This is a genomic window from Thermoanaerobacter ethanolicus JW 200 (assembly GCF_003722315.1).
GTDB classification, from domain to species: Bacteria; Bacillota; Thermoanaerobacteria; order Thermoanaerobacterales; family Thermoanaerobacteraceae; genus Thermoanaerobacter; species Thermoanaerobacter ethanolicus.
The window spans coordinates 512003-528866 of sequence record NZ_CP033580.1; the positions used below are offsets into that span (position 1 = coordinate 512003).

The 16864-nt window shown below is 33.0% G+C and carries 16 protein-coding genes; 11 read left to right on the plus strand and 5 right to left on the minus strand.

What is annotated here, in order from left to right; genetic code table 11:
• The first annotated feature begins 125 nt into the window (after nucleotides 1-125).
• The 9 genes from EB239_RS02575 (at nucleotide 126) to EB239_RS02615 (ending at nucleotide 8464) form a co-directional block, all read left to right on the plus strand.
• Nucleotides 126-1250 carry a tyrosine-type recombinase/integrase gene (locus EB239_RS02575; protein WP_318261425.1) on the plus strand — a complete coding sequence of 375 codons (1125 nt, stop codon included), beginning with the start codon at nucleotides 126-128 and terminating at the stop codon, nucleotides 1248-1250.
• Nucleotides 1247-3205, plus strand: coding sequence for a tyrosine-type recombinase/integrase (locus EB239_RS02580; RefSeq protein ID WP_003870888.1), 1959 nt, complete (start codon nucleotides 1247-1249; stop codon nucleotides 3203-3205). The genes EB239_RS02575 and EB239_RS02580 overlap by 4 nt, the downstream gene beginning before the upstream one ends.
• Nucleotides 3195-3578, plus strand: a complete 384-nt coding sequence (locus EB239_RS14835) for a DUF6262 family protein (RefSeq protein ID WP_003870889.1) — start codon at nucleotides 3195-3197, stop codon at nucleotides 3576-3578. The genes EB239_RS02580 and EB239_RS14835 overlap by 11 nt, the downstream gene beginning before the upstream one ends.
• 195 nt (nucleotides 3579-3773) lie before the next feature.
• Nucleotides 3774-5195, plus strand: coding sequence for an aminotransferase class I/II-fold pyridoxal phosphate-dependent enzyme (locus tag EB239_RS02590; protein WP_003868907.1), 1422 nt, complete (start codon nucleotides 3774-3776; stop codon nucleotides 5193-5195).
• The gene (tmk, locus tag EB239_RS02595; RefSeq protein ID WP_003868908.1) at nucleotides 5192-5803 is read left to right on the plus strand and encodes a dTMP kinase; all 612 of its coding nucleotides are present in this window, start codon (nucleotides 5192-5194) and stop codon (nucleotides 5801-5803) included. Before EB239_RS02590 ends, tmk begins: the two co-directional genes overlap by 4 nt.
• Nucleotides 5804-5816: 13 nt before the next feature.
• On the plus strand, nucleotides 5817-6146 hold the full coding sequence (locus EB239_RS02600) for a cyclic-di-AMP receptor (RefSeq protein ID WP_003868909.1): 330 nt from the start codon (nucleotides 5817-5819) through the stop codon (nucleotides 6144-6146).
• Nucleotides 6147-6156: 10 nt separating this feature from the next.
• The gene (locus EB239_RS02605) at nucleotides 6157-6597 is read left to right on the plus strand and encodes a YaaR family protein (protein ID WP_003868910.1); all 441 of its coding nucleotides are present in this window, start codon (nucleotides 6157-6159) and stop codon (nucleotides 6595-6597) included.
• Between the two features lie 8 nt (nucleotides 6598-6605).
• Nucleotides 6606-7580, plus strand: coding sequence for a DNA polymerase III subunit delta' (gene holB / locus EB239_RS02610; RefSeq protein ID WP_003868911.1), 975 nt, complete (start codon nucleotides 6606-6608; stop codon nucleotides 7578-7580).
• Between the two features lie 2 nt (nucleotides 7581-7582).
• The gene (locus EB239_RS02615; protein WP_003868912.1) at nucleotides 7583-8464 is read left to right on the plus strand and encodes a PSP1 domain-containing protein; all 882 of its coding nucleotides are present in this window, start codon (nucleotides 7583-7585) and stop codon (nucleotides 8462-8464) included.
• Nucleotides 8465-8477: 13 nt separating this feature from the next.
• Here the strand turns inward: EB239_RS02615 and EB239_RS02620 are convergent, their stop codons facing one another.
• From EB239_RS02620 to EB239_RS02640, 5 genes are all read right to left on the minus strand, one after another.
• Entirely contained in the window at nucleotides 8478-8882 is a 405-nt protein-coding gene (locus tag EB239_RS02620; RefSeq protein ID WP_003868913.1) for a DUF1634 domain-containing protein, read from the minus strand.
• Nucleotides 8883-8886: 4 nt separating this feature from the next.
• Nucleotides 8887-9720 (minus strand): sulfite exporter TauE/SafE family protein, encoded by an 834-nt coding sequence (locus EB239_RS02625; protein ID WP_003868914.1) that lies wholly within the window; start codon nucleotides 9718-9720, stop codon nucleotides 8887-8889.
• Between the two features lie 98 nt (nucleotides 9721-9818).
• Nucleotides 9819-11990 carry an alkaline phosphatase family protein gene (locus EB239_RS02630; RefSeq protein ID WP_003868915.1) on the minus strand — a complete coding sequence of 724 codons (2172 nt, stop codon included), beginning with the start codon at nucleotides 11988-11990 and terminating at the stop codon, nucleotides 9819-9821.
• Between the two features lie 182 nt (nucleotides 11991-12172).
• A complete protein-coding gene (gene arcA / locus EB239_RS02635) occupies nucleotides 12173-13396 on the minus strand; it encodes an arginine deiminase (protein ID WP_003868916.1) in 1224 nt (407 codons plus the stop codon).
• A gap of 324 nt (nucleotides 13397-13720) precedes the next feature.
• Nucleotides 13721-14998: a transposase gene (locus EB239_RS02640; protein WP_003868917.1), complete on the minus strand. Its 1278-nt coding sequence runs from the start codon at nucleotides 14996-14998 to the stop codon at nucleotides 13721-13723.
• A 191-nt stretch (nucleotides 14999-15189) separates the two neighbouring features.
• Between EB239_RS02640 and EB239_RS02645 the strand changes: the two genes are divergently transcribed.
• Nucleotides 15190-15936, plus strand: coding sequence for a tRNA1(Val) (adenine(37)-N6)-methyltransferase (locus tag EB239_RS02645; RefSeq protein WP_006569889.1), 747 nt, complete (start codon nucleotides 15190-15192; stop codon nucleotides 15934-15936).
• 2 nt (nucleotides 15937-15938) lie between these two features.
• Nucleotides 15939-16760, plus strand: coding sequence for a 16S rRNA (cytidine(1402)-2'-O)-methyltransferase (rsmI, locus tag EB239_RS02650; protein WP_003868919.1), 822 nt, complete (start codon nucleotides 15939-15941; stop codon nucleotides 16758-16760).
• Nucleotides 16761-16864 lie beyond the last annotated feature (104 nt).

Sequence of the window (16864 nt, forward strand, 5' to 3'; positions counted from 1 at the left end):
TATTTTGTGTATGCTCTATCTATTATTTTTATACATAAGTAAATATTAATATATATTGAATAATTGTAGTATATTTAGTATACTTGGTATATTAATATTTTTGCATAGGAGGTGTTCCCTTGAGAGTGGAGGAAATAGTTATACTAGGAGGACAGAAGCGATACTTGCTTGTTGATGATGACGGTGAGCCAGTAGAGTCAGTGTATAGGTTTTTAAAATTTAAAGATAATGCTGGAAAAGCAAGGAACACTCTTCGTGCATACTGTTATCATTTGAAGGAGTTTTTTGAGTTTCTTCAACAAAAAGACAGAGATTATCGTGATATAAGCATAGACGATATGGCAGAGTTCATGAGATGGCTACAAACACCACATAGGAATGTAAAAGTATCATCAATAAAGCTTTCGCAAGATGTTTTACAAGCAAATACTGTTAATGCCTACATATCAAGTGTTATTGAGTTTTATGACTATCTAATGAAGATTGATGATTATTCTATACAATTATCTCAAAGGCTTAAAAAGCAGATACCAGGTTCTCGGAGAGAATTTAAGGATTTCTTATATCATATTAACAAGAACAGGGATTACAATACGAAAATTTTAAAGGTTAAAGTCCCAAAAAAACGCCCAAAAACCATTTCAAAAGAGAAAATCGCTATATTGATAGATGCTTGTTCTAATTTGAGGGACAAGTTCCTTATACAACTGCTCTGGGAAAGTGGATTCCGTATAGGTGAGTGTTTATCCTTATGGCTTGAGGATTTCATCATTGATGCAAGGAAGATTGACCTTAAAGACAGGGGTGAATTGCCTAACCTTGCTGATATTAAAACAGTTTGCAGTCCAAGAAGGATAGATGTATCTGCTGACCTAATGAACCTGTATATGGACTATGTTGCAGAGTATCACACTGATGAAGTAGATACAAACCATGTCTTTATTAAACTTTCAGGAAAAAACAAGTATCAACCTATGGAATATCCTGATGTGGCTTCACTATTTAAAAGGTTACGTGAAAAAACGGGCATATATGTAACTCCCCATATGTTTCGTCACAGTCATTTTGATACACTTCGGAAGCAAGGTTGGGGATTTGAAAAGATTAAGCAACGTGGCGGATGGTCGAATGTTCAAACACCTATGCAGATATATTCACATCCAGACGAAGAAGAAATGCGTAAAGACTGGGAACAGGCTGAAAAACGTATGAAGTTAAAAAATAAAACCAAGGAGAATGATAAAAAGTGAGTGTTGCATATCAAGTTAAACCAACAGTAGAAAAAAAGCAAGAAATTAGGAAGTTATTGAGTGGTTATTGGGGTAATGATGTTTGGGATATTAGAGATTCCTTTTTTGATGACTTACGCCCTGCAAAGTGGAGTTTATCCAATAAAACTATTGACTTTTCATCCTTTAGCTCTTCAATCAAAAATGAAGTTAAGTATATGTATGCTTACCGATTGCAGGAAAAGGAAATTAGGCTCATTACCGTTGTTGCATATGGTATTGCATTAAACCGTTTTGCTGAATTTCTTAATGAATATTATCCTCACATAGCCAGTATTGTAGATATTACATATGACAAGGCTCTGTTACAATGGCGTTCTTTTCTTGTTGACAAGGGTATGAGTATAAATGATGACGGAGAAATTTCAAATAAGCAATACGAGACGGTTTTTAACCAATTATATTCTTTCTTTACCAATCTTTATGATACTCGTGATGAATATGAAAAGGATATTTGGGATTGCCGAAAGATACCTGGAGCAAAGATAACAGAAAATAAATCTAATTATTACCTCAATTTTTCAGATATACCAGTAGAATTTCGAGAATTAGTTAAAAAATTTATAAAATTTAGAACAACCAACAATTCACAGGGACAATGCGAAGCAGACATTATGGCTCTACGCCTATTTACAAAATACATTCATGCTCAAGAGCCTACATGGAAAAACTTAACTATGCTGACACGAAAACATATGGAGAACTATTTATCCTGGTATAGAGAATATACAATTGGTTGGAAAAAAAGGCACATTGAATATCTAATTTCCTTACGAATCTTCCTTGATTATATTCAACGTGCTATGTATCCAGAAGCACCTGAATTACCATCTGTATGTTTATTATTCAAAGAGGATATTCCAAGAAAACCTCAAAAGCCCGAAAATGATATTAAATATATTCCTGAAAGAGTTCTTCAACAGTTGGAAGATAATCTGGAGCATTTAACACCTTCTGAATACATCCCAATTGTTTTTCTATTAAGAGCCAGTGGCTGGCGAATATCGGATATTCTTAATTTGCGTTATGATACTTGTTTAGACCGTACTTCCCAAGGTTGGTATCTTTGTGGAGATATTCTAAAAACACAGATTTTAAACCATCGTATACCAATTACCGATGAAGTCTATGCAGTTGTACAAGCAGTAGTTGATGAAGTCAAAGAAAAAAGTACAGATGACAACAATCCCAATCATCTATTGTTTGTCAGGTTTGATGGAAAAAGAAAAGGCCGTTGCCCTCAAGGATATTTAATACAACAGGCACTTAATCGTCTTTCTAAAAATCAAAATATTACTGATGACCAAGGTAATGTATTTCACTTTGGCAACCATGCTTTTCGCCATACCAAAGGAGTTGAATTAATCAATAACGGAATGAACATCTTGCATGTTCAGAAGTGGATGGCTCATGCTTCCCCTGAAATGACACTCTGTTATGCTAAAATTCTTGATACAACCATGCGCAAATCATGGGAAGAAGCAACAAAACAGGGGCTATTCAAGATTGACGAATCAGGTAAAATCAAAAAAATTAATATTTCTGACATACAGAATGAGGATGTAATTGAATGGGAGTACATCCGACACAATCTTGATGCTGTGAGAATGCCTCTTGGGTATTGCATGAAGCCTAAAAAGCAGGAATGTCATACACAATTAAATCCTTGCCTTACCTGTAGAAACCTTTGTACCACTCCAGATTTTATACCACAGTATGAACTTGAAATACAGGAGACAAAGGCCCTTATTGAACGTGGTAAAGCACAAGGACGTACTGTATGGGTTGAGAAGAATATGAGCCTTTTAAAGCGTTATGAAGAGATTTTAAAGGTACTAAAGGAAGGAAAGATACACCATAAAGCAGGTAAAAAAGGTCGTGAGTATATCGGGGAGGAAAGAAACAATGACAAGTGACCATAAGCGAAATACTGAAGGTCTTGCTAAAGCCAGAGAAAAGAAGTCGGAAGAATGTCAGGAAAGAGTTGATAAAGCCATACAGCAACTTTTGAAGGAAAAAGAGAAGATTAACTTTAATAGTGTTGCTGAAAGAGCCAATGTTTCAAAAAAATACCTTTATGATAACCATTATGACCGTATTGATACACTCCGAAAACAGCAAGAAGGACTACCTTCTCTAAAGCAAGTAAAACGGGAGATGACGGATGCAAGCAAAGATGTCCTTATCGCTGCAAAAAACAAGCGTATAAAAGAGTTAGAGAAAGAAGTCCAACGCTTAAAAGGCATTTTGGCACGTAGATATGGCGAAGATTACGATAAAGGTATTTAAGGTTCATTCGTATAATGCATCATGCACCCTATCTATTATTACAGTTTAGTTTTACATTGTTTACATATATACAATGAGGCAGGCCTTTGTTTATAAGACCTGCCTCATTTGGAGTTCAGATAAAGTAAATCCGGTTTTCATATTTTTATGGTATAATCAAAATAACGAAAAATTATGATTATACGGAGGTATTGTATGACAGCTCCATTATATGAAGCACTTATGGATTATGCAAAAAACCAAATTATACCTTTTCACATGCCAGGTCATAAACAAGGAAGGACTTTTCCAGGAGAATATCTTGTTAATTTGGCAAAGATTGATCTAACAGAGGTACCAGGACTTGACAATCTTCACAACCCTGAAGGTCCCATACTTGAGGCACAAAAACTTGCAGCAAAAGCTTTTGGGGCAAGAGAGTCTTTTTTTCTTGTAAATGGGACGACATCCGGCATATATGCAGCGATGTATGCAGTGTTAAATCCTGACGATAAAATACTTATAATGAGAAATTCTCACAAATCTGTGTACAATGGCCTTGTATTGACAGGAACAGTGCCTGTCTATATAAACCCGGAAATTGATTATGAAGACGGTATTCCAATGGGAATTGACATAAACAAATTGGAAGAATATTTAAAAAAAGATGAGGCTATAAAAGCAGTTGTGATGACTTATCCCAATTATTACGGGTTCTGTAGCGATATCACAGGAATTTCTGACATTGTTCATAAATACAATAAAATTTTAATTGTAGATGAAGCCCATGGAGCTCACTTTCCTTTTTCTAATAATTTGCCTCTTTCTTCTATACAGGCAGGAGCAGATATTGTGGTACAGAGTGTACACAAAACCTTGTCTTCTTTTACTCAAAGCTCTATACTTCATTTGAATTCTGATAGAGTAGATACAAATCGACTAAAATATTCTTTAAGCCTTTTTCAATCAACATCTCCTTCTTATATTCTCATGTCCTCCCTTGACATTGCAAGAGATTACATGGAGAAAGAAGGTAAAAATAGATTAGAAAAAGCGATTATTCTTGCTGATTATGCAAGATATGAGATAAACACCATTGAGGGAATAAGATGTTTAGGTAAAGAAATAGTAGGCAAATACGCCATTGTTGACTTTGACAAAACCAAACTTACTATAAGTGTAAAGAACTTAGGTATAAAAGGGCCTGAAGCAGAAAAGTTTTTGAGAGAGAATTTTAATATACAGGTAGAGATGGCCGATACTTTTAATATACTTGCTATGGTTACATTAGCGGATGATAAAGAAAAGGTTGACCTTTTAATAAAGGGGATAAAAGGGCTTGCAAATGTAAAAAAAGATAAAAAAACAGCTGAAGAAGTAGCAGCTTATCCTGATACTCCAGAAATGGTTTTAAAACCTTCTGAAGCAGTAAGGCAAAAGACTAAATTAATATCTTTAGAAGAAGCAGAAGGCCGTGTTTCTGCAGACTTTATTATCCCTTATCCTCCAGGTGTTCCACTTATTTGTCCGGGAGAGCGCATAAAAAAAGATATGGTAAAATATATAAATGTATTATATAATAAAGGTATTAAGATATTAGGTCTTAAAAATAACAGCCTATTGGTGTGTGAAATATGAGAGGAAAATTTATAAGCTTTGAAGGAATAGATGGATGCGGTAAGACTACTCAGATAAAATTTCTGGAGGAGTATCTTTTAAAACAGGGTTATAATATTTTGGTATTAAGGGAGCCTGGAGGCACAAAAGTTGGAGAAAAAGTTAGAGATATTTTATTAGATAAAAATAATTTTATTTCTCCAGTTACAGAAATGCTTTTATACGCTTCTTCTAGGGCTCAGCTAGTGGAGGAGAAAATTTTGCCCGCCCTTGAAAAAGGCCAAATTGTAATTTTAGACCGCTTTGTAGACAGTTCATATGTGTATCAGGGATATGCAAGAGGTTTAGGGATAGAAAAAGTTAAGTTAGTTAATGAAATAGCTACAATGGGGATTTTGCCTGATGTAACAATTTATATAGACATTACTCCTGAAGAAGCAATGAAAAGGCGAGGAAAAAGAGAAGCAGACAGATTAGAAAAAGAAAGTTGGGGGTTTCACAAAAAAGTGAGAGAGGGGTATATTAAATTAGTTAAAGAATTTCCTAAAAGGTTTGTATTTATAGATGGAATGCAAGAGCTTATGAAAGTGCACCAAGACATAATTGATGTAGTAAAAAAATATTTATAAGGAGGGCAATAACATGAAATTAGTGTTAGCTATTGTGCAGGACGAGGATGTAAGAAGACTTATGGATGGCCTGACTGAAGGGGGATTTAGCTTTACGAGAATAGCATCTACTGGTGGATTTTTAAGGTCTGGCAATACAACTTTGATAATAGGTGTAGAAGACGAAAAATTAAATGATGTTATCAGCATAATAGAGAAAAAATGTAAAACTCGCGATAGAATAATTACTTCTCCTACACCTATGGGTGGTGCTACAGACATTTTCCTGCCACAAGCCGTTGAAGTTACAATTGGTGGAGCTACAGTTTTTGTATTAAATGTAGAAAAATTCCTTAGGATTTAGGGTGTTTGACATGAGAATTGAAGAGGTAAAATCTCCAAAGATTTCATCTGATATAAAAAGTGAGTACAATAAGTCTTATAGAGTTTCTAAAAAATTTATTGATACCTTTGACGAAGAATTAGAGCAATTTCATCAAGATAAATTGAATGGGATTTTATCAGAGATAGACAGTGCAGCACAAAAATTAAAAGAAAATTTAACTTTGCAGGACTTAATTAATTACAAAAAACTTGTAAAGAAGTTTTTACAGGAAGCGACAAATGGCATGTTAAAATACACCAAAAAAGAATACGTCGACTTAAGAGGTAGGAAGAAAATTTATTCTCTAGTGGAAAAAGTAAATGACAAACTAGAAAAGCTTACAGAGGAGTTTTTAAAAGATTCCAAGCACTTGGAACTTTTGAAAATGATAGATGATATAAGAGGATTATTAATAGACATATATTCATAGGTGATAGCGTGTATAGGATTTATGGGCATGAAGCCGTATTAAATATTTTTAAAAATGTAATATCTCAAAATAAAATTTCAAATGCTTATTTGTTTGTAGGAGAAGAAGGATTAGGGAAAAGATTTATGGCAGAGTATTTTGCCATGATGATAAATTGCAAAGGGGAAACTGCAAAGCCTTGCTTTAGGTGTAGTTCTTGCCTAAAGATAATGGATAAAAATCATCCAGATGTGTTTTTTATAGAGCCGGAGGAGAATTCTATAAAAGTAGATACTATAAGATATATAACTAATGAAATCAATATAAGACCCTATGAAGCTAACAAAAAGATTTTTATTATAGACCAAGCTGATAAAATGACTGTAGCAGCTCAAAATGCCTTTCTCAAAACTTTAGAAGAACCTCCCTTATATGGCCTTTTTATATTGATTGCACCACAACAAGAAGAGCTTTTGCCTACGATTGTCTCTCGCTGTAATATAATTCGTTTTAATAAGGAAAATAAAAATACGATAAAGAACTATTTAATGTTTGAACACAATATTCCTGAAAAAGAAGCGGAAGTGTTAGCTCATATTGCTGATGGTAATTTTGCTCAAGCTAACAAATTAGCTAATAAGGAATATTTAAATTTTAGAAGAGAGGCAATACAAGAAATAGAAAAAATTCTTGCTACGAAGGGATTTGAAGTGATAGAGGAGTTTGAGTTTTTTGATAAGAATAAAGACAATATAGAAGAAATTTTAAAAATTCTACTTTCCTATATGAGAGATTTGTTAGTTTTTAAGGCTACAAAAGATGCCTCTTTCATAAAAAATATAGATTTTTTAAATAGAATACAGAAAATGGAATCTCGATTGACTATCAATAAGCTTAATAATATAATTAATAGAATAGAGCAGTTTAATTCACAGATTAATTCAAATATAAACTATCAATTAGCAGTAGAGAATCTACTTTTAGATATAGCGGGAGGTTTATAATTTTGGTTACTGTTGTGGGTGTGAGATTTAAAAAAGCAGGGAAGATATACTATTTTGACCCAGGGGATTTGCCAATAAAAGTAGGAGATAAAGTTATAGTTGAAACAATAAGAGGGATAGAATTTGGCGAAGTAGTTGTCGGTATAAAAGAGGTGCCAGAAGAAGAGATTGTGGCTCCTTTAAAAAAAGTAATAAGGATTGCGACACCAGAAGATGTAGAACATTATTATGAAAACAAGAAAAAAGAAGCTGAGGCTTTTGAAATATGTCTTCAGAAGATACAACAGCATGGTTTGGAAATGAATTTAATTGATGTAGAGTACACTTTTGATAACACCAAAGTCATATTTTATTTTACTGCAGAAGGCAGAGTAGACTTTAGAGAATTAGTGAAAGATTTGGCTGCAGTTTTTAGGATGAGAATAGAACTAAGGCAAATAGGAGTAAGGGATGAGGCAAAAATCATAGGAGGTTTAGGACCTTGTGGAAGGCCTCTATGTTGTACCGCCTTTTTAGGGGAATTTGAGCCTGTTTCTATCAAAATGGCTAAAGACCAAAATTTATCTTTAAATCCCACCAAAATATCGGGTATTTGCGGGCGATTGATGTGCTGCTTAAAGTATGAACAGGAGATGTATGAAAAAATTAGAGCAGAGCTTCCTAAGGTTGGCAGCATAATAAGAGTTGGAGATAAAGAAATGAAGATTGCAGAAGTAGATGTGATTAGACGAAAACTCAAAGTAAAAATGAAAAATGTAGAAGGAATAGAGATAATAAAAGAGTACGATCCTGAAGAAGTGGAAGTTATAGAAGAAAGAGAAGAAATTGAAGGAACCTACGAGGATGAACTATTTGAGGAGGACTTAGAAAAAATAGAGGAATAAATTTCCTCTATTTTTATTCTACTTTTCCAAGTATGAAGCTTATTATTAAAATTATAAAAACGAGTGTAGTGATACCCGCATACAAATAATCTTTTTCGTACAAAAAAGTAATTATAGATACGGCCACCCGAAATACAGGCGTTAATATAAGTAATAAAAGTCCTGTAAGGATGATAGCATAAGGCTTTAAAGAGATGAAACCTTTTAAAATTTCACCTGGTGAAGTGGGATAATAACCAATAGGATATCCACTTTTCCCTGTTATTATAAGCATTAAAAGGCCTATAAGAATGACAATTGCGCTGGTGGTAACCCCTATATTTAAAGCCTTGCTTATTATAAGTTCCATAGCCATTATTTTTTCATTTTCTTTATTTTCTTTTTTTAACATTAAATCTTTATTACTTTCTCTTTCCATGGTTTTACACCCCCAAGCCTTTTATAAGCATTTGAATAGAAATATAGGCGAGCACTGGTATAAATATTTTCCTTATAGTAGTATTTTTAAGTTTTTCCATTATTCTTGTTCCCAACATTGCTCCTAATAGAACTCCTAAAGCTACTGGACCGGCTATTTTTGGGTCTATATAACCTCTCATTAAATACACACCTGCACTGGCTGCAGCAGTCACTCCAATCATGAAATTGCTTGTAGCGGTAGAGACCTTCATAGGCAATTTCATAAATAAATCCATTGCCATAACTTTAAAAATACCACTTCCTATTCCTAGAAGTCCTGATAAAACGCCAGCTACATACATTGTTCCAAAACCGCTGTAAACTCCCGCTACTTTGTATTTTACTTCTTTATTTAACACTTTGTCAAAATAGGACCCTTCTAATTTCAATTTTTTAGCTAAAGGGTGAGATACGACATTTTGAGGCAATTCTTCATGCCTTTTTCTAAGCATAGCCAAAGCCGAATACAAAAGCACAATGCCAAAAATTATATAAAGATATTTTGGGCTTATCAATCCTGCAATGTAAGCTCCTGTTATAGCTCCTGTAGTTGTAGCGATTTCCAAAAACATCCCTATTCTCAAATTTGTAATTTTGTCTCTCACATATGCAACTGCTGCCCCACTGGAAGTTGCGATGACTGAAACTATACTTGCACCTATAGCGTATTTGATATCTACACCTAATAACAAAGTAAGAGCTGGAATTACAATTATTCCTCCTCCTAATCCTAAAAGGGCTCCAAAAATTCCTGCTATAAAAGAAAAGGCGAGAATTTCTAGAGAGGTTAAAACCACATTATCATCTCCTTGTTTTTGTTGGGTCAATTGCTACAATAACAATTATAACATACCCTTTAAAAGGAGCCAAATATAAAGGCTACAGTGATTATTTATTATACCTTCCTTTGAAGGAGTAGTAAAATAGGAGGTATTGCGTATATACAGGTAGTGGCTGCTGCTACAATGCCAGCATCGTTGAAGGCAAGAGCAAAAAGCATACCTACGATACTGCCAAAAAATCCGTAATACACGTATTTATAATTTTTGAAGATGTTTTTAAGTACTCCCGTTGGTCTATAAGATAGTATAAATAGTACTAAAATAGATATTATAAGTACCCATGACCATATAGTGTATCTTATAAGGTTAAGCTCCATTTGAAGCTTTCTTGTAAAAATTTGGAACAAAGAATTTATACCTTCACTTTTTACAATAATAGCTGTTTGGGCCATATGGGTAGTAGTTCCAAAAAACATTGAAGCTATAAACATCAAAAATAGTAATATTACCATAGAGATAAACATTATTAAAAAGGTCTTTTTATTTATTTTTACTCCAAAGAGCATCAAAATTGTGGAACCAAAAGCCATAAAACCAGTTATAAATCCGCCGACTTTTGCTCCAAATTGTGGTAGAACCATTAACCAAAATGCAACAGTAAAAAGGATAAAGCCTAAAATTTTTACGCTCTTGGTTTTATATTTTTCAGTTAATGCCATAGTTCCCATAATTGAAGAACCTATCAAGACTCCCATGTATTCATTTCCTATTCCATAGAACCTAGCTCCGCTTATGACGTCATATCCTAATATAGAGTTTTTCATCAAAGGAGAATTAAGTAACAAATCTATTATTATTGTGATTGTGGTTACCAAACTTATTACCATTAGTCTATCTAAATCATTTTTTACAAAATACATGATTAACCCGTCAATTAATCCAGTTAAAACAACAACAGCCACAATGTTTAAGTAAAGAGATAAGGGGCCTAATAAAGGCAGAATTAAAAATGTCAGAGGAACAGTCATTACTCCTAAAATTATAGGTGTCAAATACTTTAAATATTCTTTTTTCAAGAACAATAGGCCTATATAAAGTATTAGCACAATGACTAAAAACAAAACGTAACTTTTCAATACCAATGGTCTAGCATTGTGGACAGAAACTATCATTTTATCTGCGTTGATAAGATAACCAAGGGCGTTTTGGTATTTGATGCTTTCAATTGGATGTCCCAACATTTCTACAGGGGGTTCTATGTTAAAGTATGATAATATTGTTGGTGCTATGTCTAAATTTGTAATAATTCCTTGGCGCTTTGTAGTATTAGAAGTCGCAAAGCCTTGTGAATAAGAAGGACCTGCTATTATTACAGGGGTAATTAAATTGTTAATTTGTATATCTTGATTAGAAGGATAAGGAGTCACGACAATAAATAAATCTTTAGACAAATCCAAATCAGATAATATTTTACCTATAAGTTTATCAGATTCATATAATGCCTTTTCTCTGTAACGCTGAGCCAAGGAAGGGGAAGTATATTTAGAAAATACATCTGCCCTTAAAATATCTCCAGGGTCTATAATAATGAGGCCACCATTTTTACTGTATTCTACAAATTTATTGTAAAGTTTTTCATAATCGGCTTTTACCATGTAAGGACTATTATCATCTTTTACTAATAAATCTTCGCTAATATCTCCCTCAGATATCCCGTTTTTGTCCATGCCAATTAAAGGGGCATATCTTTTATAGGATATTCCAGAGGGAGTCTTTATGTCAGAGTTCCCTAATACGTACACGTTAATTTCATTTCTTTTTAAAAGTTCACCTAACAATCCCGGCGTAACAGTATAATTTAAAGTAGAAGCTTGATTTATTAAATCTTGTATTCCTAAGTTAACTATATTACCTTCTTGTGGAAGTTTCCCAGTGTAAAGGTGATATAATTTTTCTGCAGAAGTATAGCCATAAACTTCATCATTGTTAAAACATAAGCTACCCATTTCACCAGCCGAAGCTCGGGTACCTGTTCCTATGGTGAGATAAGAAGAAGGTTCTGAATAACTTCCGGCTGCTCTTGTATTCATAAGTGCTAAGGAACCTATGTCTAATAACTTTTTTATATTTGGAAGATTGTATTTAGCAAGGTCATTAATACTTGTCCTATCTAAAATAAAGAGCACTGCTATTTTATTCTTTGTTGGAGATGCAAAAGAAATTGAAGGGGAAACTGCAAAGAAAATAAACACAAGACATAAAAAAATTGCAAAAAACTTTTTCATAGATTATCCTTCCTTTTCAATTAGTAAATTGACACCCAAACATTATACCATTAAATTATTAAAAATTTATTAACAACAGAAAGGTTAAATCTGTTAATTTGTTAATAACTTTTCAATGCAAATTAAAAAATCCCCTTTTTTATGCTTTAAATTTGTGCATAAAAAGGGGACTGTGATTTAATTTATTCTCTTAAAAGGGGCATAGTCATACAACGAGGGCCGCCTCTTCCTCTTGAAAGTTCCGACCCTTCAATAGGGATTACCTTTATTCCTTCTTTTTCCATTATTTTATTAGATATTTCATTTCTAGAATAGGTTACAATAACTCCCGGAGCGATAGCTAAAGTGTTTGTACTGTCATTCCATTGTTCTCTTGCAGAAGTTATTGCATTTAACCCGCCAGTTGGTATTATATCTATTGTGTAGAGATTTAGCGCATTTTTTAATGCTGTTTGCAAATCTTTTTCCTGATGTATAGAGAAACCTTTTTCCTCTTTTATGATGCTAAATACTCTCAACTCGTTTTTTATTCCTGGATAAAAAACAAATCTGTTTGTGTCAACCATGGTGAAAACTGTATCTAAATGCATATAAGAACGGTTTATAGGGATTTGCACTACCAATATTCTTTCGACAGAGGAACCTTTTTCAAATAAATTATGGGCTAATTGTTCTATTGCCTGAGGAGTTGTTCTTTCACTACATCCTACTGCAATTACTTTTTCGCTTAATACCAGCACATCTCCGCCCTCTATGGAATGAGGATAGCTATCATCATACCACCAAGGAATATTATTTTTTCTAAAAATTTCATGATATTTATAAATGTATTTTAATATTAGAGTTTCTGGTTTTCGCGCTGCTGTTTTCATAGAACTTATCATTAAGCCGCCATCTATCATTGCTCCGGGGTCTCTTGTAAAATAAAGGTTTGGTAAGGGCTTTATATAAAAATAATTATCTTGGTATATGTATTCTGCTAAACCCATCATAGATTTTTTTATCTTTATTTCATTTAGAGCCAAACCTGCAATTGCTATTTCGGCAACCTCGTTTGAAGATTTTTCTTTAAGGAATTCTTTTAAATAGTTATTGATTTTTGGAGAGGTAACTCCATTTACTTGAAGTAATTCCTCAATAAATTTTTCTTTTACATCTTCTTCTTTTAATATTTCTTCTAAGAGATTTTGTAAATACAGTACTTGGACTTCATTTTGCTGCAATACTTTTGCAAAGTTGTCGTGTTCTTCTTGGATCCTTCTAACCCAAGGGATATCGTCGAAAAGAAGCTCGGATAAATTTTGAGGGGTCAATCTTTCCAATTCTTTCCCTGGCCTGTGCAAAATCGTTGTTTTTAATTTATTTATTTCTGAATTTACGCGGGGAGCAGTAACTACTTTTGTCAACTTTTCATCCTCCTAATGTTTAAATTCTTTATATAGTATACTGTGCACTACTTCAATTTTCAATACGTATTTAAAAAGTTAATAAAAACTTTTGGCAATTGTGATAAAATAAATCAAGAATAGGGATGTGCAAAATTAATAAAAATAATCACGATCAAAAACCAGAATATGTATGATATACAATATATAGTAATCAAAACTGACAATCAAACATAAAGGAAGTGGTAAGGGAAAAGAAAAGACAAAAAGAGGAGCTAAAAAAGGGCATAAATATCCTGTAGAAGTCAAATGTTAAAAAATGGCATGAACTAAATTCAGTAAAAGTTAAGCCGATTGCATCAGACCAATAAGGGACTTAAACTCATCAAATTTACCCAGTTTAATAGCTACAATAGCGACAGTAAGCAAAGTAATATGGCCAAAAGTATTAAGGTTGCTGACAGAATTAATATTTCTAACATAAGCTTTTTCAAAATCTAGAGCTTTAAAGCGGGAATTATATCTTTCTGATTCAATCCTCAATTTATAGACAGCCTTAAAATATAGGGAGTCTCTATTAATAGAGGACCTATAATCAGAAGATATAATAGCATACTTAGTACAGCCTCTATGCTTTTTGCCATTAAAATATTTAGGATGCTGAATAGGGCAGGCAGAGTCATCTTTAGAATTACAGAACTTGCAAACAAATTTTTGCTTAATAAAACCATCAAAATATTGCTTGCCGTCTTTGAGCATTTTAATACCTGCTTCACAAACCATATAACCATCATCAGTCAGTGGGGGATTTTTAGAATTACGCTTGTTAAGAGGAATAAAACAATGACCATGGAGAGTATCTCTAACAAAATTATAAACTCTCTTAACATCATACCCCTTATCGGCAATAAAATTAACATACTTAAGGTTAAACCACTTATTAGTCTTCTCAAGCAAAGATAAAGCGACTTCAAAATCAGGGGCATCAGCGGGGGTAGTAGTTTCAGCGATGGGTAAACCAGAGATAGCATCAACAATAATGTGATTTTTATAGCCCCAATAAAACTTATAGCGTTTATTAGAAGAATCATTAGAAGCAGAATAAACGCCTAATTTACAATCCTTATCAGACTTAGGCTGATTATCTTTAGAGAATTTATTTTTAGAAAAAGACTTAGGGTTATTTAACTTAGTGTTAGCTTTAATAGGGGTAGAGTCCATGGAAATAAACTCACCGGAGATAATACCCATATTTTTGAGGATATTGACCTGATTTTGAAAAATAGAGGTCAAATAATCATGAGAGAAGTCATTAATAAAACGGCGAAAAGTCCAATAAGAAGGAAGAGGTTTAGAAATGTCGAAGCCACAAAGATGAGCAATGATAAGATTATTGCGGAGATAATCTAAAAGGTCAGAAATTGTGCCGAATCTTTCAGCTTTCATGACAATAAAAGCTCTAAAAAGTGCATGATGAGAGTAACCCTTACGGCCAGGACTAGAGGAAGGGAATTCAGGTATTGAAGACAGGTCAAGATTTTCAAACATAGAAGAATAGAAATCAATTTTAGACTGAGAGGTAAAGAGTTCAGGTATATTTAAAAGTAATTGAAGCTGGTACATGTAGGATTTCCTCCTTCTTAAAAAATTTTTTATAGTGTATATATAATAATTCGACAAATGGGAGGGGAAATCCTACATAAAAGATAAAAAATTCAAGAGTGATAGAAAAAAAGCATGTCTGTGGAATGGCTTAAATGAAGGCTTCTGAATTTTGCACAAGTCTAAATCAAGAATATTATAGAGGTGATAAAATGTTAAGAGATGGGGAAAGATTAGATGAATTAAACTTGAAAGATTTAGTTATAATTCAACACAAGGATAAATTTAAATTCGGAATGGATGCGGTATTGCTTGCTAATTTTGTTACTGCTAAAAAAGGAGATAAAATTGTAGATTTAGGATGTGGGTCTGGCATAATACCTATTTTAATTGCTGCTAAAACTCAAGATACCTTTATTTACGGTGTTGAGATACAAGAAGATATGGCGGATATGGCTACAAGAAGTGTAGTTATTAATAAAATGGAAGAAAGAATAAAAATAATAAAAGGCGATGTAAGAGGATTAGAAAAGATATTAGGATATGAAAAATTTGATATAGTGACTTCAAATCCTCCCTATATGCCAGTAAAAACGGGATTTGATAAAAAACAAAAGTCAGAAAATATCGCGAGATACGAAATATATGGAGGACTTGAGGAATTTATAAAGGCTGCTTCGAAACTTTTAAAATTTGGAGGAAAATTTTTTATGATTCATAGAACAGAAAGATTAGTTGACATTTTGTATTTTTTGAGAAAATACAATTTAGAACCTAAAAAATTGAGATTTGTGCATCCTTATGTAGATAGTAAACCCAATCTTTTGCTAATAGAATCAAAAAAAGGTTCTCAGCCAGGTTTAAACATATTGGCTCCCCTTTATGTGTATGAAAAAAGTGGAGAGTATACAAAAGAAATTATAGAAATATACTCTAAAACGCAATTAGAGGAGGAATAAAGATGGAAAATTATGGGGTATTATATTTATGTCCCACTCCTATTGGTAATTTAGAAGATATAACTTTAAGAGTTTTAAAAACTTTAAAAGAAGTTGATATTATAGCTGCCGAAGATACGAGGCAAACTCTTAAACTTTTAAATCATTTTGACATAAAAAAACCTCTTACCAGTTACCATGAACATAACAAAAGGACAAAAGGGGTAAAACTTATAGAGGAATTAAAAAAAGGGAAGTCAATTGCCTTAGTTACAGATGCAGGTACACCTGCAATCTCAGACCCTGGGGAAGACCTTGTGAAACTTTGCATAGAAGAAGACATAAAAGTTGTGTCATTGCCTGGTCCAACTGCTGCAATTACCGCTTTAGTTGCTTCAGGATTAAATACTTCTTCCTTTGTTTTTGAAGGTTTTTTGCCGACAAAAAATAAAGAAAGAGAAGAAAGGCTAAACCGTATTTCAAAAGAAGAGAGAACTGTCATACTTTATGAGGCACCTCATCGTTTAAAAGAAACTCTCCACGAATTGAAATCTTATGTAGCTGAAAGAAAGATTGTCATAGCAAGAGAACTTACTAAAATTCATGAAGAATTTATAAGAGGGACAATAGATGAGGTTTTAACGAAACTGGGGGATGAAATAAAAGGTGAAATTGTACTAATTATTGAAGGAGCACAAAAACAACAAGTTGAAGAAAAACCAGAAAAATTAATTCAAAAATACCTTGAGGAAGGAATGGATAAAAAAGAGGTTATTAAAAAAGTTGCTAAGGAATTGGGAATACCCAAAAGTCAAGTGTATAAACTTACTATAGGAAAAAAGTAAAGAAGTTGGAAATAATAGTTATTATCAATTGAATTTGATTTTCAATATCCCAAATTAAAAATATTTGCATATTTTTCACCAATAAACTATAATATATATCAACA

Coding starts and splice junctions, on each gene's coding strand:
- rsmI (WP_003868919.1), top strand. CDS start 15,939: ATGGAAAATTATGGGGTATTATATTTATGTCCCACTCCTATTGGTAAT.
- EB239_RS02620 (WP_003868913.1), bottom strand. CDS start 8,882: ATGGAAAGAGAAAGTAATAAAGATTTAATGTTAAAAAAAGAAAATAAA.
- EB239_RS02630 (WP_003868915.1), bottom strand. CDS start 11,990: ATGAAAAAGTTTTTTGCAATTTTTTTATGTCTTGTGTTTATTTTCTTT.
- EB239_RS14835 (WP_003870889.1), top strand. CDS start 3,195: ATGACAAGTGACCATAAGCGAAATACTGAAGGTCTTGCTAAAGCCAGA.
- EB239_RS02645 (WP_006569889.1), top strand. CDS start 15,190: ATGTTAAGAGATGGGGAAAGATTAGATGAATTAAACTTGAAAGATTTA.
- EB239_RS02600 (WP_003868909.1), top strand. CDS start 5,817: ATGAAATTAGTGTTAGCTATTGTGCAGGACGAGGATGTAAGAAGACTT.
- EB239_RS02605 (WP_003868910.1), top strand. CDS start 6,157: ATGAGAATTGAAGAGGTAAAATCTCCAAAGATTTCATCTGATATAAAA.
- tmk (WP_003868908.1), top strand. CDS start 5,192: ATGAGAGGAAAATTTATAAGCTTTGAAGGAATAGATGGATGCGGTAAG.
- EB239_RS02590 (WP_003868907.1), top strand. CDS start 3,774: ATGACAGCTCCATTATATGAAGCACTTATGGATTATGCAAAAAACCAA.
- EB239_RS02640 (WP_003868917.1), bottom strand. CDS start 14,998: ATGTACCAGCTTCAATTACTTTTAAATATACCTGAACTCTTTACCTCT.